This window comes from Rhizobium sp. AN6A, assembly GCF_900215635.1.
In the GTDB taxonomy this organism is placed as follows: domain Bacteria; phylum Pseudomonadota; class Alphaproteobacteria; order Rhizobiales; family Rhizobiaceae; genus Agrobacterium; species Agrobacterium tumefaciens.
Window position 1 is genome coordinate 2227314 of sequence record NZ_OCNC01000004.1, and the last position, 18395, is coordinate 2245708.

Consider the following 18395-nt stretch of genomic DNA (forward strand, 5'->3'; position numbering starts at 1 on the left):
GGATGTGATGACGCCTGGAAACACAGTCTATTTGCCACGTATCGGACGCAGCATTGTGGCAGCGCAGGGCGAGACCGTCCTTCAGGCCGCCCTTGCCGCCGGAATTTCCTATCCGCACGGCTGTCGCATGGGCCGGTGCGGGGCGTGCAAATCGCACCTTGTCTCAGGCGAGATCGACCTTCTCAAGCATACGCCCTTTTCATTGACCGAAGAGGAAAAGGCGGAAGGACTGACACTCGCCTGCCGCGCCGTGCCGTTGAGCGACGTGACAATCGGCTGGCTCGACGGCGAGGATGAGTTTGCCGATATTCCGACCGGCCGCTTTGATGGCGTCATCGCGGAAGCGGTGGATGCGACGCATGATATCAAGCTCATCCGCATCAGGCTCGACGATCGCGAACTATTCACCTTCAAGGCCGGCCAATATGTGCGCCTGCTTTATCCGGACTGTTCGCCGCGTGACTATTCCATTGCCAGCCGCATCGATGAGGACTTGATCGAATTCCATATCCGGCATGTCCCCGGCGGCGTCACGAGTGGCCATATTTTCGCGAACGCCAAGGCGGGTGACCCTGTCGCGCTGGTCGGTCCCTTCGGGTCTTCGTATCTGCGGGAAAAGCATTGCGGACCGATCCTCGGCATTGCCGGCGGTTCGGGACTGGCGCCGGTGAAGGCGGTGGTAGAGGCAGCTCTTGCCACTGATCAGACCACGGGCCGGGAACGCCCGATCCATGTCTATTTCGGCGCCCGCGCCGAGCGTGACCTCTATATGGTCGACCGTTTCGAAGAACTTGCCACCAGCCACGGCAATCTGAGTTTCGTTCCGGTTCTCTCGAATGAAGACCATGCGCAGATGCGGCGCGGTTATGTCGGTTCCGCCGTGGCGGACGACTTCGACGATCTCGATGGCTGGAAAGCCTATCTGGCCGGACCGCCGGCGATGATCGAGGCAACGGTGCCGCAGCTCCTGGCAAGGGGCATCCGCACCGCCGACATTCATGCAGACGTGTTCTTCACCCCGGAAAGATAGGAGCAGGATCGATGAACATTGGTACAGCCGCCACCGCATCCGGTGTTTCCGCAAAGATGATCCGCCATTACGAGACGATCGGGCTGATCAAATCGGCAAACCGCACGGAATCCGGTTATCGGGTCTATACGACCAACGATCTGGAGACGCTGCGTTTCATCCGCCGCGGCCGCGACCTCGGTTTCTCGATCGAAAAGATCAGGCAGCTCATGACCCTGTGGCGCGATCCCGGCGGTGCATCCTGCGATGTCAAGCGCATCGTCATGGAACATGTCGTAGACCTCGAGGCCAAGATGCATGCGCTTCGGGAGATGGCCGACACGCTGCGAAATATCGCGACCTATTGCCCTGACAATGGTGAACCGGATTGCCCGATCATTCAGGATCTTGCCCAATCTGAAGACCCTGATTTTACGCCGGTGGCGATCCTGCCCAAGCGTTCCGGCATGCTGAAGGGCACGTCCGGTGTGGTGACGGATTTGCCGCGCCTCATGAAATAAACCGCATTTCCCCGGCGGGGACCGATCATCAATTGCAGTGCAATGGCCATTTGCGGCGAAGGAGAACAGGCAATGTGGATACAGATAATACAACGCTTCCTTATTCTCTGCCTTATGCTGATGATCGTCTCCGTCATCGCGTTTCTTTTGCCCTACATGGCCGGTGGTGATCCTGCCCGCACCATTCTTTTTTCGCGCATGCGCGATACGGCGCTCGATCCGCATGCGGTCGAGGCCCTTCGGTTAAGCCTCGGGCTCGACCGGCCGCTTTACGTCCAATATTTCGCATGGCTGTCGGGCGCGCTGCGCGGTGATCTGGGCTTTTCCTTCACCAGCAGCCAGCCGGTGGCGGGTGAGCTTTTGCGCTCTCTCGGCGTGTCCGTGACATTGGCACTGACGGCGCTGGCGATTGCGGTCGCCGTTGCCCTGCCGCTCGGTACATTGGCGGCGATGCGTCCGGGTGGCCGGCTGGACAATTTCGCAACGCTGATGATCCAGACCTTCGTTGCCACGCCGGAATACTGGTTTGCGCCGATGTCGGCACTCGTCTTTGCGCTTTATCTCGGCTGGTTGCCGTCCGCGGGCTGGGATAGCTGGCGCTCGCTGGTGCTTCCCGCATTGACGTTGACGCTGCGCCCACTGGCCTATTTCACGCAGGTGACGCGCGCCGCCATGGCTGAGGTTCTGCGCGCGCCTTACATCACGGCGGCCCGCAGCCGCGGTCTCGGCATGCATGGCACGGTCATGCGCCACGGAATTCGCAACGGTTCGCTTCCGATCGTCACCTTCTTTGCCCTGTGGCTTGCGGGTCTGCTTGGCGGATCGGTGGTCGTGGAGGTGATATTCGCCATCCCCGGAATGGGCCGGCTTCTTTACGACGCCGTGGTCAATCGGGACATCCCCATGCTGCAGGGCGGTTTCATCTGCATCGTCGCCCTTTCCATCCTGATCAATACCCTGGCCGATGGCCTCTATGTCCTGATCAATCCAGCAATGCGAGGTCAACATGACCATTAGTCACTTCCCGAGCGCGCCGGTAGCCGCCATGCCGATGACCTTGCCCAAGCGCCCGTCGACACTTTTCCGGTTCACGGATTTCATCCGCCGGCGGCACTGGACGTTCTACGCGGGTTCGGCGATTTTTCTCGTCATCATCGTGCTGCTCGTCATTGCGCCGTGGATTTCACCCTATAATCCCGCGCAGCAAAGCCTTCGCCTGCGGTTGAATGCGCCAAGCGCCGCCTACTGGCTGGGCACTGACCATCTCGGGCGTGATGTCTTGAGCCGGCTGCTTATCGGCGGACGCTTCACGGTCACGATTGCTGCCATCACCGTCATTCTGTCGGTCGCCATCGGAACATTCATCGGCATCATCAGCGGTCGCAGCCGCGGCGTTCTTGATGAAGTCCTGATGCGGGTGGTGGATCTGCTCATCGCCATCCCTGACGTGGTGATCGCCATTTTCCTCGTCGCCATCTTCGGCCCGGGATATGGAACATTGATCGCGTCGCTGACGATCGTCGGCTGGACACCTTTTGCGCGACTGGCACGCGGGCTGACGCTTTCGATCAATTCCCGAGAATATATGCGCGCCGCCGAGGTGCTTGGATGCACACGCCGCTTCATCATCTTCCGGCATGTCATTCCCAACACGATCTGGCCCATCGCAGCCGTCGCCTTCCTGCGCTTCGGCCACAAGCTGATCACGGTGGGCGGACTGTCGTTTCTCGGCCTTGGCGTGCAGCCGCCGGCCGCAGACTGGGCGCTGATGCTGGCCGATGCGCAGGCCTATGCGGAACGTATGCCCATTCTCGTGATCGCACCGGGTCTGGCGATTTTCCTGTCGGCCTTGAGCGTGACATGGATCGGCCACGGCCTGAACATGGATACCAGGAAACCGAACGGCCATTGACGCCTGCGGTTAGAGCAATGACCGGCGCCCGCGCCGATCAAACATACACAGGGCACGATAGCCCCAAGGAGAGTATTATCGTCTGAAGCCGCTTGAAAATACGCCCATGCCTCCGATGCAATAATAATAAGGGGAACTCTTATGAATATCGAAGGACACACGCATGCCAATACGGCCATCGCCCCGGAGCGGACACCGCTTCTGGAAATCGAGGATCTGCACGTTTCGGTGCCGTCTGCAAATGGCCGCAAGTTTGTTATCTCCGGTCTAACGCTTTCCGTCGATGCCGGAGAGGTCGTTGCACTGGTCGGCGAATCCGGATCCGGCAAGAGCATGACGGCTCTGTCGCTGATGCGGCTGTTGCCGCACGGCGCGGAAATCAACTCCGGCCGCATTTCCTTTGCCGGCCGCGACATTCTCGCTCTCTCGCCCTCCGAGCTTGATGCGTTGCGCGGCGCCGATATCGGAATGCTTTTTCAGCAACCGCAGGCAATGCTCGATCCGACCAGCCGGGTGAGGACGCAGGTCGCCGAGCCACTGTGGGTCCACCGCAAGATGAGCCGGCATGCGGCACTGGGCCGGGTTGTCGGCATGCTGTCGGATGTTGGAATTCCCGATCCGTCGGCGCGGGCGCAATGCTTCGCACATGAACTCTCCGGCGGCATGGCGCAGCGCGTCATGATTGCCGCGGCACTCTCCGGCAATCCGCAGCTGCTGATCGCCGATGAACCGACGACGGCACTCGATGTCACCGTCCAGGCACAAATATTGCGCCTGCTCGACGATGAGCGCCGGAAGCGGCGGCTCGCCACGCTGCTCATCACCCATGACCTCTCGGTCGTTGCCGCTTTCGCGGACCGGATTGCGGTGATGTATGCCGGTCGCATTGTCGAGGAGGGGCCGACGCAGGCAATCCTCAAGGCGCCGCAACATCCCTATACCAAGGCACTCATCAGTTGCTCGCTTCTGACGACCGACAGCGAGGGGCAGCTGCTGACGATCCCCGGCTCCAGCTCGCAGGCCCATGACATGTCCTGCGGTTGCCGTTTCCATCCCCGCTGCGCGCTTGCCCAGTCGGCAGGCATGGGCGGTCGTTGCATGGCAACGGAGCCGGATCTGAATGTCTTGCCGGAAGGTCGCAAGGCGCGGTGCTGGGCGGTCGACGACGACCATGCCGGCAGCCATGCCAGTCACACAGTCTGCTGAAGGAGGGTTGCGATGCTATCGACAGTGAAAACACCGAGCCGGCCTCAGACGGATGGCAAGATCAAGCCCTATGTGGTCGCAAACAACCTGTGCAAATATTATCCGATATCGGGTTTCGGCAACCGCGTGGTCAAATCCGTGGACGATGTTTCCCTCACGATCGGCGAGGGCGAGGTTCTTGGTCTCGTGGGCGAATCCGGCTGCGGCAAAAGCACTGTCGCCGGGCTGATAACGCGGTTGACCAACGCGACGAAAGGCGAGGTCAGCATCGGAGACCACGATATTCTGCACATGCAGGGCGAGACGCTGCGGCGCATGCGCCGTGTCGTGCAACTGGTGTTCCAGGATCCCTATTCCGCGCTCGACCCGCGCATGCGCATAGGGCAAAGCATGGAAGCGCCGCTTGCCCAGCACGGCATCGGCACGCGCGAAGAACGCATCGCGCGCGTGTTCAAGATGCTGGAGGAGGTCGGCCTCGATGCCTCCTATTATGACCGTTATCCGAGCCAGTGTTCCGGCGGGCAGTTGCAACGCGTGGTCATAGGCCGCGCGCTTCTTCTCAATCCAAGCTTTCTTGTGTGCGACGAACCGACATCGGCGCTCGATGCCTCCATGCGCACGCAGATCCTGAACCTCCTGATGGACATGAAGCGCCGTCACGGTTTGACGGTGCTGATGATTTCCCATGACCTGCGCGTGGTGCGTTACCTCTGCGATCGCATCGCGGTGATGTATCTCGGGCGGATCGTTGAAATCGCCGACCGGGAGGAGCTTTTCCGGGCGCCGAAGCATCCGTATACGAAGGCTCTTATTGCCTCGTCGATGCTTGATGAAACCGGACTATATGCACCGGAAATGCTTCTGGATGGTGACTTGCCAAGCCCGCTCAATCCTCCAAGCGGCTGCAAATTTCACACCCGCTGCAAGCATGCGACGCAGATATGCGGTGAAAAGGAGCCGGTTCTGGAAGACGTCGCCGGGGAGCATTTCGCTCGCTGCCATCACTGGCGGGAATGGGGTTGAGGAGCAGCGCAGTTACAGTCTTCTGGTTCTGTAAAAACAGATGAATTGTGCGTTTGTGAATTAATATCGGAATTAAATTCCGAGTATAAAAACATAAAATGAATGATATTCGAGCGGATGTTCGTGGGACGTCCGAAGAATATTCTTGTGTCTTGCGAGATTTATTTTTATGACGATCTTAAATCTTGTGAGACGACTGGCTTTTGAGCATTGTCATCAAAAATAAAAGGGGAATATTCAATGATGAAGCACGTACTTTTGGCGACAAGCGCCATTATGGTTTCGTTTTCAGTTCAAACGGCCAAGGCCGATACGATTACCTATGACGACAATTTCGGTGTCAAGACCGGCTGGCAAATGGCGTCGGACGACGCCTATCTCGGCTCACGCGCGGGTTGTTTCGAAAGCTTCGTGCGCGTCGGCTACGACATGAAACTCGAGGCCAGTCTTGCCGAAAGCTGGAAGCAGACGGACCCAAAGGTCTGGGAATTCAAGCTGCGCAAGGGCGTGAAGTTCCAGAATGGCGAGCCGCTCAATGCCGCAACCGCAGTCAATGCGCTGACCAATCTTCTGAAGGCGCCGGTTCCGGCCCGCGCCTTCTCGCCGAAATTGATCGCTTCAGTCGAAGCGAGCGGTGACGACAGCGTGAAGATCACCACCATCGAACCATCGGTGATGCTGCCGGCGCAAATGGCGAGCCCTGCCACGTCAATCCTTGCCCCCGCCGCCTATAAGGACGGGAAGGTCGATCCGGTCGGGACCTGCACCGGACCTTTCAAGATCACGGAGGTCGACCCCAGCCAGTATATGCTTCTTTCCGCCAACCACGATTATTGGGGCGGCATGCCGAAGCTTTCCGGAGGCCGCGTCAACTTCGTTCCCGATGCCGACACCCGTGCCACTCAGGTCCGAACCGGCGAAGCGCAGATTTCGCGCCTCGTGCCACCATGGACGGTCAAGACCATCGAATCCACCAACGGCGTCAAGGTCGCGCCAATTCCTTCGCCGCGCATTACGGAACTCTTGCTGAACAACGCGAAGGCGCCTTTCAATAATGTGAAAGTGCGCCAGGCGATCCAGGCGGCCATCGACACCACCGGTATCGCCGACAGCATTTATGAAGGCGCGGTAAAGGGTGCTACCCTGCCGTTCGCAGCGGGAGAGCCATGGGCCACGAAGGAAGTCGAGCCCGCCTATAATGTCGAGAAAGCCAAGGCTCTGCTGAAAGAGGCAGGCGTAGCGCCTGGCAGTCTGAAGATCGCGCTCCTCGCCTATACGGCAAAAACGGAACTGAAGGATGTCGCGGCCATTATCCAGGCCCAGTTGCAGGAAATCGGCATCAAGGTTGATGTTCGCGTCGCCGATTACAGTGCAATCGAGCCAGATCTGCTGTCCGGTAATTTCGACATGGCGCTCCTGTCCCGCGGTTATGCCACAGATGTTGCCGAACCGGCCGGCTTCCTCAATGCCGACTATACCTGCGGCGGCAGCTACAATATCTCGCATTATTGCAACGAGGACACCGACAAGCTGATCAAATCGGCCTATGCGACGGCCGAACCTGCCAAGCGGTATGCAATTTACGGCGAGGCGGCAAAGAAGCTGTATGAGGAGGCCGTCACCGTCTTCCTGATCCATGAGACCGTATTCGACGCCTATTCGGAGAAGCTCGCAAACTACAAGCCCCATCCCGTCAACTACTTCGTCATGACCAAGGATCTGGCAACGAAGTAAGGCATGCAACATTGCCGATGAAGCCCAGCCCGGCTCGCAAGAGCCGGGTTTTTCGTGGGCACAGAGACGGTTGATGCCGGCGTTTGATGAATATGGTTTGAAATCCGGAAAACCTCCGCTGTCATCCCTGGGAAGGGAGAGGGCATATGCAGCCTGGGGGAGGTAAGAAGGTGCGGACGTTGGTATCGTCCAGCGGCTGTCACGCAAGCTCGGCGTGAAGCGGGGGCAGGCAAGTCTATCCGGCGGCAGGGATGAAAGCCGCCGCCGGCATCTCGTCAAATCAGGCGCGCGCTTCCGGCGTATAGCCCGCAGCGGTGATGATTTCAGCAATACGTGCCGCGTCGGAGACGCCGCCAACCACAACCGTGCGGCTTGCCGGATCAGCATGAACGGCGGCACCGGGAACGGTCTTTTCGATTGCGCCCTTGATCACACCGGCGCAGTGACCGCAGGTCATGTCTTCAACGTGGAAAGAAAGGTCGGCATCAACAGGTGCGGCAGCGGTTTCGGGGTGATGCTGGTGGGCGGTGCACATAGGCGGTTCTCCTTGGGTTGGAACTCGTAACAGCAGGAGCCTGGACTATTCCAACGTGGGAAGGTCAAGCGCTTTATTCAGGCAGCCAAAATAAGCGCGCCGGCATTTTAGTTGCGCCAGAAAATCGGCATCAGCAGCACGAGAACGGTGAGGATTTCCAGACGTCCAAGCAGCATCAGGACAGACAGGAGATAGAGCGCCGGATCGCTGATCGTGGAGAAATTGCCGACAGGCCCGATGATCGGGCCGATGCCGGGGCCGACATTGGCAAGTGCGGTCGCAACGCCCGAGGTCGCAGTCAGGAAATCGTAACCCATCAGGCTCATGGCAAGGCTGCCGGCGATCCAGAGTGCGATGAAACAGCTGACGAAAAGGAAGATCGTCCGGATCGTGTCGGGATCGACCACCTGCTGGCCGTAACGGACCGAATAAACCGCGTTCGGATAGATCAGCTTTTTGAGGCCCGCCCGAACGACATTGAACATGATCAGGAAACGATAGGCCTTGATACCGCCCGCCGTCGAGCCGGAACAGCCGCCCATGAAGGTTGCGAAAAAGGCCACGACGACAACGAACGGACCCCACAGCGTGTAGTCGTCGCTCGCAAAGCCACCGGTCGAGAGGATCGATGTCATGTTGAAGAAGGAATGGCTGAGCGCAGTATCCAGCGGCACGCCGTTTCTAAGGTGGTGATAAACGCCGACTGCGATGGAAATCGCGCAGAGATAGCCAAGGAAGACGGCTATCTGCGGGTCGCGCAGCGTCTCCAGCCTGCGGCGCACCGCAAGAAGGATCATCACCGAGAAGGGCAGGCTGCCGAAGATCAGGAAGACGGTGGCAATCCAAAGCAGCGCCGTGTTGTTGAAATAGGCAAACGAGGCGTCGTGGGTGGAAAAACCGCCGGTCGCAACCGTCGACATGGCATGGTTGAGGGCATCGAAATGCGACATGCCGGCAAAATCGAAAGCCACCGTGCAGGCGATGGTCATGATGATGTAGATCGCCACGAAAGCGCGGGTGAAGCTTGCCAGCCGCGCGAAGGGCCGGTCATTGCCGGTGTCGGATGATTCCATGCGAAAGAAGGTCATGCCGCCGACGCGCAAGAGCGGCAGAATGAAGAGGCCAAGCGCGACAATACCGATGCCGCCGAGCCAACAGAGCAACGACCGCCACAGAAGAATGCCCTGTGGCGCGTTATCGAGGCCGGATATGGCGGTCGATCCCGTCGTCGTGATGGCCGAGACCGATTCGAAAAGGGCCTGACCGGGCGTCAGGTCAAGCTCGGACAGATAGAGCGGAACCGCTCCGACAATGGAAAATACAAGCCACAGCACGTTGACGAGCAGGAAGCCGAAACGTTTGTTGAAGGACGCGATCGGTGCGCGCGTGGCCAGCGCGCAGGCAAGTGCAAAGCCGCCGCACATGAAGCCCGAAAGCGCAAACACCATCCAGTCGTCATTGCCGTAATAAAGGTCCGTCAGCGCGGGCAGGAACATGGCCGTCGCGAGATAGAGCCCGAAGATGGACGCCACATATATGACCGAGCGCAGAAGATTGCTGTTCAAGAAATGAAACCCAGGGTTCGTGGCAGCGTGAAATGAGTCTTTGTCTCTGACGCCTTCCTATGGCATAGCGGGTGCCATTATGAATTTCAATGGATTGACAATCGTGGACAAGCAGCTTGTGGAGGCAGCGCGGCGGGAAGTGCGGGAGATATTCCCGGAAACGCCGTTGCAGTTGAATGAACATCTCAGCCGTCGGTATGGCGCGTCGATTTGGCTGAAGCGTGAGGATCTGTCTCCGGTTCGTTCCTACAAGATTAGAGGCGCATTCAACTTTCTCCGCAAGGCGGTGGCGAAGGCTGGCAAGGACAAGGTTTTCGTCTGCGCTTCGGCCGGCAACCATGCGCAGGGCTTTGCTTTCGCCTGCCGCCATTTCGGCGTTCACGGTGTTGTTTTCATGCCGGTGACCACACCGCAGCAGAAGATCGACAAGACCCGCATCTTCGGTGGTGAATTCATCAGCATCCGTCTGGTGGGCGATATTTTCGACCAATGTTACGCCGCCGCGCGCAAATACGTCGAGGACAATGACGCCTACATGGTGCCGCCCTTCGACCATCAGGATATCATCGAAGGCCAGGCGACGGTTGCTGCCGAAATCATGGACCAGCTTCCCGAAGGCACCAAGCCGGATATGGTTGTCATGCCGGTTGGCGGCGGCGGGCTGTCGGCAGGCCTCACGGGCTTTCTGGCGGGCACCGTTGAAAAGGGCAACTTCGTGTTCTGCGAGCCGGAAGGCGCGCCGAGCCTGAAAAGGAGCCTCGAGCGCGGCGAAGCGGTAACGCTCCCCAAGGTCGACAATTTCGTCGACGGCGCCGCCGTTGCCCGCATCGGCGATCTGAACTTCCAGGCGCTGAAGGATTTTCCGGCCGAGCAGGTTTTGCTCATCCCCGAAAACGCCATCTGCGTGACCATCATCGAGATGCTGAACCTCGAAGGCGTGGTGCTGGAGCCAGCGGGTGCGCTGTCCATTGCCGCGCTGGAGAAGCTCGGCCGCGAGAAACTGGAAGGCAAGACGGTTATCGTCGTCGTCTCCGGCGGCAATTTCGATTTCGAGCGCCTGCCTGACGTCAAGGAACGCGCCATGCGTTACACCGGCGTGAAGAAATACTTCATTCTGCGCCTGCCGCAGCGCCCCGGCGCGCTGCGCGATTTCCTCAATCTGCTTGGCCCGGACGACGATATCGCCCGTTTCGAGTATCTGAAGAAATCGGCCCGCAATTTCGGTTCGATCCTTATCGGCATCGAAACCAACGCGCAGGAAAACTTTGCAGGGCTTCTGGAACGTTTCGAGGCTGCGGGCCTCGGTTATGAGGATATTACCGAAAACGAGATCCTGTCGAACCTGATCATCTGATCGGGGTGAGAGCGACGGGGAAGGGCGGAGCATATCCGCCTTTCGAAATGCGAGACAGATTAAGGGAGTGAAAGCCATGGTATCGTTTTTTTCCAAAATCCTTTCGGCCTTCGGCTCCGGCCAGTCCGCGGATGCGCCGCAGAAGGCAGCGCAGTCGGAACCGCATGTGCATGGAGACTATCTGATCTATGCGACGCCGCTGAAGGAAGGCGGCCAGTTCCGTTTGGCGGGCCGCATCGAGAAAAAGGACGGCGAGGAAACGCTTGTGCATGAATTCGTGCGCGCCGATGTCTTCACCAGCATGGACGATGCGGTTGAGTTCACCATCCGCAAGGCAAAGCTGATCATCGACCAGAACGGTGCATCGCTTTTCCCAGGAAAATGATGGCGGTTTCTTCTGCTGGACATTAAGATTCCGTTGGTTGCTTCGGCCTATCGTCTTCAGAGGGCATGAAGTCGCGCCGATTAACCGGCGCGATGTGGATCGATAGGGCGTATGCCGATGCAATGGGCAAATCTGGCCCTCTTCGTGGCGGAAGCCATCGTCTATTTTTCGGTAATGACGGCATTCCTTCATTACCGGCATATTCTCGGCATCGGTGTTTTTCTCACCGCGCTGGGCGTCATGCATTTCCTGGAAACCTACCTGGCGGCGGTCTTTTATGTCGAGCTGCCATTTGGCGTGGTATCACCCGGCTCCTCGATCCTTTTTGCCGGCAAACTGATGATGATCCTCATGCTCTATATGCGAGAGGATGCGGCAGTCGTCCGCCAGCCGATCTACGGCCTGTTTCTCGGCAATATACTCACCGTCATCATGGCGCAGATCATCCGCTTCCATCCGACGGTGGCAATTGTCCCCGGACAGTCGGTAAATACCGGATTTCTGGATGAGATGGGCGTGCTGATGGTCTGGGGAACCAGCCTGCTTTATATCGACGCCATCGCCATCATTCTGTTTTACGAAAAGCTGGGACGTTATTTGCAGCGCCATATTGTCCTGCGCTTTGCAATCTGTGGCGTGGTGATTTTGAGCCTGGATCAGGCAGGCTTTTACGTGGCATTGCGATATATGCTGAACGCGCCGGTCGATGTCTTTTACGATGGCTGGAAAGCGAAGATGGTGGCCGTGGCCATCTATGCTCTGCTCTTTGCCATTTATCTGAAGCTGACGGCGGCGAAGGGCCGCTTCCTGACGCGCCGCAGCGTTGCCGATGTCTTCAACGACCTCACCTTCAGGGAACGCTACGAGGAGCTTTTGTCCCGATCCGGCCGCGACATGCTGACCGGTGTGTCTGACCGCGCCCGCATGGAGCTCGATGCGCCGTCCGTCGTCGTGGAATGTCTGGAAAAGAAACGTCCCGTCAGCGTGCTGATCGTCGATATCGATCACTTCAAGACCGTCAACGACACCTTCGGGCATTTGCAGGGCGATGAGATATTGCGGGAATTCGCCGCCGTTCTGAAACGCATCGTGCAACCGCACGGCCATCTCTACCGGTTCGGCGGCGAGGAGTTCGTGGCCCTGTTGCCGACGATGGCCCATGAGGGGGCACTTGCCTTTTCAGCAGGTCTGCGGACGGCGATCTTGAAGGATCTGCAACGGCCGGACGGTTCGCCGCTGACTGTCAGCATCGGCGTCGCCACGGCTTTCGAGGACGGGCAGCTTTTCCGCGCGCTGCTGTCGGAAGCCGATGCGCGGCTCTATGCGGCAAAAAATAACGGCCGTGATCAGGTGCACGGCCGTTACGGAATGTGGGTCGGCTGATACCGGCAATCGTGCCGGCATCACCATGTGTCAAATGGCGCCTCAGGCGGCCTGCGCCAGTTCGGCAACCTTTGCTTCGGCTGCCGCAACGGCCTTTTCAACGGCTTCCGGGCCAAATGCCAGACCTTCGACATAGATCACTTCAACATCCGTCATGCCCATGAAGCCAAGAACGGTCTTGAGGTAGGGAACGGCGTGGTTCATCGATACAGCCGGGCCTTCGGAATAAACGCCGGCGGCGGCCAGCACGATGTAGACCTTCTTGCCGGTGGCAAGGCCAACCGGGCCGGTTTCGGTGTACTTGAAGGTCTGGCCAGCGCGGGCGACGTTGTCGATCCACGACTTCAGGCCGGAATAGATGTTGAAGTTGATGAGGCCCGGTGCCGATGACGACAGTGTCGGCGGCCATAAGCTCTGCAACCAGCTTGTCGGAATAGTCGGCTGCAACCGCTTCTTCAGCTGTGCGCTGGTCGGGAGCCTTGCGGATCGCAGCGGTCTTGACGGTGTCGAGATGCGGAATGGGGTCGGCAGCAAGATCGCGGTGGACAAGGGTGTTGGAAGCCGACTTGGCCTTCAGCTTGTTTGCGAGTTCGCCGGAAAACTTGTTGGAAACCGATTCGTCGCCACGCGGGCTGGAGGTGATGAGCAGAATGTTGGACATGGTCTTTCCTTGCATAAGCGATGAATTGACGGACGCCTTGGGAGGGCGGGAGAGCACGATGCCCTTCCTTTGCCCCCTATATGACCAATTGATGCCATCAAGAAAACTGTGATAATGTGGAAGCGACCTATCGATGAAATGGATGGAACATGGACGCGAACCCGACGCTCGACCAATTGCAGGTGTTTTTGACGGTTGCCGAAACCGGAAGTTTCTCTGCCGCGTCACGGGCGCTCAATCGCGCCCAGTCTGTTGTCAGCTACACCATCGCCAATCTCGAGGCGCAGCTTGAAGTCAGCCTGTTCGAGCGCAATGGCGTACGCCAGCCTCGATTGACCGACGAGGGTCGCGCCATGCTGGAAGATGCAAGGCGCATCGTCGCCGGTCTGCAGGAAATGCGTGCGCGCGCCAAGGGTTTGAAGCAGGGGCTGGAGGCCGAGCTCTCCGTTGCCATCAGCACCATGGTGCCAGCGGAGGCCGTGGTTGCGGTGCTTCGCGATTTTCGCAAGGAATTCCCCACCGTCACCCTCAGCCTCAATGTGGGTGAGTTGGGCATGGTTATGGATATGGTGCTCTCCCGCAAGGCTGGCATTGGCATCGGCGGGGCGTTGCTGCGCCAGGATGACGAACTCGTCGTCGAAAAGGTCGGCCATTCCTTCATGCTGCCGGTCGTCGCCGCCGATCATCCGCTGGCACAGATCGAGAGGCCGCTGGTTCTGGGCGATGTCCGCGAGGAGGTCCAGCTCGTTGTCACCGATGCGTCGGGGCTGACCAAGGGGCGCGATTTCAACGTGCTGTCCTACAAGACATGGCGGGTCAGCGACATCGCCACGAAATACCAGCTCATCAAGGGCGGTCTCGGCTGGGGCGGTCTGCCCGCATCGATCGTGCGCAACGACCTGACCAATGGCAGCCTGAAGGCACTTGATCTCGAAGCCTATGAGCAGGGCGAATATCCGATCTTTGCGCTGCGCCGGGTGGATTCACCCGCCGGTCCCGCTGGCCAGTGGCTTGCCACGGCCTTTCAGCAGCGTCTGTCGGCATGCCCGAACCAGAAGGATTTCAACAGGATAATTGCCGGAGGCAAACAGCGGACTATTTCTGTCGCCGCCGAGTGACATGGGTTGGCTGAGTGACCAATTGACGAAGGTGAATGGCCTGCCTTATACAGGAAACACGGTCAGCAGTTCACCGAGGCATCGCCGTCCCGCAAGGGAAGCTAAACCTGCATTTTGAAAGATTGACAGCACTTATCCCGTGCCTAGTCGGAAGCCGGCGATCAGCGACACCTCTTCGGAATGGCACTTGAGGGTAAGTCATGCCACGTTCGATCCTTTCCATTGATATCGCCGACCTCTCCACCTTTGCCAAATCGCTACGCGAACAAATCGGCAGGCTGGACCGCCAGCCAAGCCATGTGGAGATGCTCAATCTCCTGAGCCGGGCTGCCGGGTTTCGCAACTTTCAGCATCTGCGTGCCGCGCGTACGCCACCCGTGGAAAGTGGCTCGCCGCCTCCGCAGACACGACCGGAGACAATGCCTGCCAATGAGGGCAGGGTGCTGAAGACCGCGCGGACTTTCGATGCTGCCGGTAGATTGGTGCAATGGCCGGCCCGCCGCGCCCAGCAGGAACTGTGCCTCTGGTATCTGTGGGCAAGAATACCAGCCGGTCGCAGTTTCTCAGAACGCGAATTCAGCAGCTTTCTCGATGGTCTGCACCGGTTTGGAGATGCCGCGATGCTGCGGCGTGACATGGTGGGTCTCCGGCTCATCCGCCGTAACCGCGACGGCAGCGACTATCAACGCATCGAGCAGAAGCCACCGCCGGAACTGCCACTGCTGTTGCGTATCGTGAGTGGCCGCAATTGAGTAAATGCCCTCCCGGCCGATGAAACGCCGGGAGGGCTGCAAGCTCTAGAGAACGAGGCGGAACTTTGCGAAACCTTCGGCGCCGTCGCCGGCATCCTCGATTTTTGCGCCCTTGATGTCAGCCGCGTAATTACGACCCTTCGGGCCAGTCTCGAAGATGGCGGTCGTATTGGCAACCGGGGCGAAGGACCAGTTGGCATCCGCCGACGGGTTGATGGTGCCCTGATCGATGATATAGCGCACGATCACGTCGCGGTTGGTATCGGGCGCCACGAAGATCACCTTGTCGCCGGCGATATCGGGGAATTTTCCGCCGCCGCTTGCCCGGTAATTGTTGGTCGCCACCACGAATTTCTGCTCGGGATCGATCGGCTTGCCGTCGAATTGCAGGTTGACGATGCGGTTGCTGTCGGGATTGACGGCCTTGCCGTCCTTGTCGAACTTCGCCGGTTTGGAAACGTCGATCTGGTAGGTGACACCGTCGATGACGTCGAAATTATAGGACGGGAAATCCGCGTTTAGGAGCGGCGCATCCTTTGCGCCGGCCTCGACGGTGTTGAACATGCCCGCGGACATTTCCAGCCAGTTCTTCACCTGCGCACCGTTGATCAGTACCGCCTGCACCGTGTTGGGGTATAGGTAGAGATCGGCGACGTTCTTGATGGCGATGTCACCGGCAGGGACATCGGTATAATAATCCGCACCACCGCGACCGCCAGACTTGAAGGGCGCTGCTGCCGAAAGCACGGGCAGATCCTTATATTGCCCTTCCTTCAGCATGTCCTTGATGTACCACGTCTGGGCATTGGAGACGATCTGCACGGACGGGTCGTCGGCCACCAGCGCGAAGTAGGAATAGAGTGGCGCCGACGTCTTGCCGACCGGGCGGCGAACATAGGCGAGCGCCGCTTCGTGATCTGCCTTGGCGGCGGCTATGACCTCCGGCTTGTCCGTGACATCTGCAACGACCTTGCGATTATCGTCGCGGTGGTAGATCGGCCGGGCCTCGGAGGTGAAATCGACGATCTTCCAGCTCTTGCCGTCCTTTTCGAGCAGAAGGTCGATGAGGCCCATATGCGAGCCCCAGAAACCCGCCATCACGGCCGGCTTGCCCATCAGCGTACCCTTGACCGCATCCGCACCCTCGATGCCGTCCCATGTCTTCGGACCGGGGAAGACCAGGTGCTGGTGGCCCGTGAAGATGGCGTCAATGCCTTCCACGCCCGCCAGATAAAGCGAGGCGTTTTCCATGCGATCGGTCTGGCCCTTGCCATCGATGCCGGAATGGGAAAGGGCGATGACGATATCGGCACCTTCTTCCTTCATGACCGGAACCCAGGCTTTAGCCGCCTCGACGATATCGCGCGTCTGGGCCTTGCCCTCGAGGTTCTTGGAATCCCACATCATGATCTGCGGCGGCACGAAACCGATGATACCGACCTTGACCGGGCTGGTTACGCCTGCACCATCGCGGATCTGTTTCTCGAGGATGACGTAAGGCTTGAAGAACAGCTCATCCTGCTTGGGATCGGAAGCCAGCTGACCCTTGGTGAGGTTGGCGCAGACATAAGGGAAACCGGCGCCCGCCAGCGTATTGGACATATAGTCGAGGCCGTAATTGAATTCGTGGTTGCCAAGCGTGCCACAATCATAGCCGAGGACATTCATGGCGTTGATAACGGGATGCTTGTCGCCGGCCTTCATGCCGCGCTCATAGGCGATGTAATCGCCGAGCGGATTGCCCTGCAGGAAGTCGCCATTGTCCACCAGCATTGAGTTTCCGGCCTCGGCACGGATGGCGCCGATGATCGAAGCGGTGCGCGCCAGACCCATCGTGTCGTTCGGTTTGTCGGCGTAATAATCATAGGGAAAGACGTGAACGTGGATGTCAGTCGTTTCCATGATGCGCAGATGCGCCTGGTTGGCTGCGGCGCGCGCGGCGAAGGGATGCAACAGCACCAGAGCCGAAGAGGCGGCGATGCCACCCAGAAGCGAACGGCGAGTGATGGGGTGGAGAGCGAGAAGCGACGACATGGGAACTCCTTCGTATGAAGCTTGCTCTGTCAGGAAAACGACAAGGTAGAAGCAATCCCCGAGGAGTCCATCATCAAAATGACAAGCCCGTGACGGACGGGCCAGTTTTCAACCGTTTGATAAATTTTTTGTCACAAGGTGGTCGCGCGCGCATGGCGCGCTTCGGGAATGCGCTATGTCCGGTCTGCGCATTCCCCTTGTTGGAAACGTCTGCTTAGCGGGCGAGAGTCGGTTTTACTTCTTCGTGGAAGAAGCGGAAATAAGACGACAGCTGTGCCAGCGTGTTGGTGGAAAGCTTGAGTTGCAGGCCGAGCCGGTTCATGTGCTGCCATTGCACGACACCCTCGATGAGACCCAGATCTTCACTCTGCACCTTCACCCGGCTTCCCTTGGCGGCAGCGAAAGGCCCGTCCAGTTCTAGCGCCATGCCGGTGGCGGACAGGTCCACCACGCGGCCTCGGGTCGACTGGCTGAAATAGTGCACGGTCGCGTAAATCCGGGTCTTGCTACGGGTCGCAGTGCGGGTCGCCATATTGAGGTTGTTTGTCATTTCGCTACTCAAATCAATTGTTTCCGATGCTTGCATCATGACGCAGAAAGTTTGAGAGCCGTTTAGCCGTTTGCTTAAAATTGCAAGTAATAGCGCGATTATGCTGTGTCGATACGGCACTGGTAGCAATTGTTGCGGGCGGAGCGCACATGCACATAAGCGATGTCTGCGCGCTCCAGAAGATGCGCTGCGCGTGAAAGGATTTCGTCCGTCGCCGTCACCGCGCCGGTGCCGTAGACGATGCGGTCGTCAGTGCCATAGCCGCGAACGATATAATCGGGGCTGTTAAGCATCGTGGGAAGGGCATCCGTCTGCGGATAGTGCTCACAGGCTTCAGCGTGAAGAAAGACTGGCCCCGTTTCCGCATAGGGCTGGAGCGAAGGGAAGGGCCGGTAGGCGAGGATCAGCATCCCTTCGCCTTCATTAATCTGGGAAAGGCAATGGCGGCACGGCATGCCGCCTGGAGAAACGGCCTTTTCCGGCGGGTTGCCATAGGCGTCGGCGGCTCCCGCCCGGAAAGCCTCAGCTTCCTTAGCCGGCATTGCTGTAAAGACGAGATCGGTCATGGCGAGGTCCTTCTGTTGGGATCGGCGTTGCTTCTTTGCAGCTATGATCCCGAAACAGACCTCTATCCACCCGATTCTTGACGGGTG

General features: G+C 58.9%; 17 protein-coding genes and 1 pseudogene. 12 read left to right on the forward strand and 6 right to left on the reverse strand.

Features of this window, described 5'->3' with window-relative positions; all coding sequences use genetic code 11:
* Positions 1–7 precede the first annotated feature (7 nt).
* From CRO62_RS23530 to CRO62_RS23560, 7 genes are all read left to right on the forward strand, one after another.
* A complete protein-coding gene (locus CRO62_RS23530; RefSeq protein WP_097102224.1) occupies positions 8–1030 on the forward strand; it encodes a 2Fe-2S iron-sulfur cluster-binding protein in 1023 nt (340 codons plus the stop codon).
* Positions 1031–1041: 11 nt separating this feature from the next.
* A complete protein-coding gene (gene cueR, locus CRO62_RS23535) occupies positions 1042–1530 on the forward strand; it encodes a Cu(I)-responsive transcriptional regulator (protein ID WP_013635893.1) in 489 nt (162 codons plus the stop codon).
* 72 nt (positions 1531–1602) lie between these two features.
* The gene (locus tag CRO62_RS23540) at positions 1603–2547 is read left to right on the forward strand and encodes an ABC transporter permease (protein ID WP_003512536.1); all 945 of its coding nucleotides are present in this window, start codon (positions 1603–1605) and stop codon (positions 2545–2547) included.
* The gene (locus tag CRO62_RS23545; RefSeq protein ID WP_046205511.1) at positions 2537–3442 is read left to right on the forward strand and encodes an ABC transporter permease; all 906 of its coding nucleotides are present in this window, start codon (positions 2537–2539) and stop codon (positions 3440–3442) included. The genes CRO62_RS23540 and CRO62_RS23545 overlap by 11 nt, the downstream gene beginning before the upstream one ends.
* Before the next feature lie 141 nt (positions 3443–3583).
* Entirely contained in the window at positions 3584–4648 is a 1065-nt protein-coding gene (locus tag CRO62_RS23550; RefSeq protein WP_097102226.1) for an ABC transporter ATP-binding protein, read from the forward strand.
* 12 nt (positions 4649–4660) lie between these two features.
* Positions 4661–5671 (forward strand): ABC transporter ATP-binding protein, encoded by a 1011-nt coding sequence (locus CRO62_RS23555; protein ID WP_097102228.1) that lies wholly within the window; start codon positions 4661–4663, stop codon positions 5669–5671.
* Between the two features lie 240 nt (positions 5672–5911).
* Positions 5912–7405, forward strand: coding sequence for an ABC transporter substrate-binding protein (locus CRO62_RS23560; RefSeq protein WP_097102230.1), 1494 nt, complete (start codon positions 5912–5914; stop codon positions 7403–7405).
* Positions 7406–7685: 280 nt separating this feature from the next.
* On the opposite strand, the gene CRO62_RS23565 is transcribed toward CRO62_RS23560, so the two are convergent.
* Positions 7686–7940, reverse strand: a complete 255-nt coding sequence (locus tag CRO62_RS23565; protein WP_003496638.1) for a heavy-metal-associated domain-containing protein — start codon at positions 7938–7940, stop codon at positions 7686–7688.
* Positions 7941–8047: 107 nt separating this feature from the next.
* Positions 8048–9505, reverse strand: coding sequence for a TrkH family potassium uptake protein (locus CRO62_RS23570; RefSeq protein WP_174001658.1), 1458 nt, complete (start codon positions 9503–9505; stop codon positions 8048–8050).
* A 79-nt stretch (positions 9506–9584) separates the two neighbouring features.
* Here CRO62_RS23570 and ilvA point away from each other — a divergent pair, with 79 nt between their 5' ends.
* From ilvA to CRO62_RS23585, 3 genes are all read left to right on the forward strand, one after another.
* Positions 9585–10859 carry a threonine ammonia-lyase gene (gene ilvA / locus CRO62_RS23575; protein WP_029658759.1) on the forward strand — a complete coding sequence of 425 codons (1275 nt, stop codon included), beginning with the start codon at positions 9585–9587 and terminating at the stop codon, positions 10857–10859.
* A 76-nt stretch (positions 10860–10935) separates the two neighbouring features.
* Positions 10936–11244, forward strand: a complete 309-nt coding sequence (locus CRO62_RS23580; RefSeq protein WP_097102232.1) for an HlyU family transcriptional regulator — start codon at positions 10936–10938, stop codon at positions 11242–11244.
* A gap of 117 nt (positions 11245–11361) precedes the next feature.
* Complete coding sequence (locus CRO62_RS23585; RefSeq protein WP_097102234.1) at positions 11362–12627, forward strand: sensor domain-containing diguanylate cyclase; 1266 nt, start codon at positions 11362–11364, stop codon at positions 12625–12627.
* 42 nt (positions 12628–12669) lie between these two features.
* Here CRO62_RS23585 and CRO62_RS23590 read toward each other — a convergent pair.
* A pseudogene (locus CRO62_RS23590) lies at positions 12670–13288 on the reverse strand (FMN-dependent NADH-azoreductase).
* A 149-nt stretch (positions 13289–13437) separates the two neighbouring features.
* Between CRO62_RS23590 and CRO62_RS23595 the strand changes: the two are divergent.
* Positions 13438–14406 (forward strand): LysR family transcriptional regulator, encoded by a 969-nt coding sequence (locus tag CRO62_RS23595; protein WP_013635904.1) that lies wholly within the window; start codon positions 13438–13440, stop codon positions 14404–14406.
* Positions 14407–14606: 200 nt separating this feature from the next.
* Positions 14607–15158, forward strand: a complete 552-nt coding sequence (locus tag CRO62_RS23600) for a DUF2087 domain-containing protein (protein WP_097102237.1) — start codon at positions 14607–14609, stop codon at positions 15156–15158.
* A gap of 45 nt (positions 15159–15203) precedes the next feature.
* Here CRO62_RS23600 and CRO62_RS23605 read toward each other — a convergent pair whose 3' ends face one another.
* The 3 genes from CRO62_RS23605 to CRO62_RS23615 form a co-directional block, all read right to left on the reverse strand.
* Positions 15204–17192 (reverse strand): bifunctional 2',3'-cyclic-nucleotide 2'-phosphodiesterase/3'-nucleotidase, encoded by a 1989-nt coding sequence (locus CRO62_RS23605; RefSeq protein ID WP_097102239.1) that lies wholly within the window; start codon positions 17190–17192, stop codon positions 15204–15206.
* A gap of 214 nt (positions 17193–17406) precedes the next feature.
* The gene (locus tag CRO62_RS23610) at positions 17407–17742 is read right to left on the reverse strand and encodes a PilZ domain-containing protein (RefSeq protein WP_097102241.1); all 336 of its coding nucleotides are present in this window, start codon (positions 17740–17742) and stop codon (positions 17407–17409) included.
* A gap of 98 nt (positions 17743–17840) precedes the next feature.
* A complete protein-coding gene (locus tag CRO62_RS23615; protein ID WP_097102243.1) occupies positions 17841–18308 on the reverse strand; it encodes a DUF1203 domain-containing protein in 468 nt (155 codons plus the stop codon).
* Between the last annotated feature and the right edge of the window lie 87 nt (positions 18309–18395).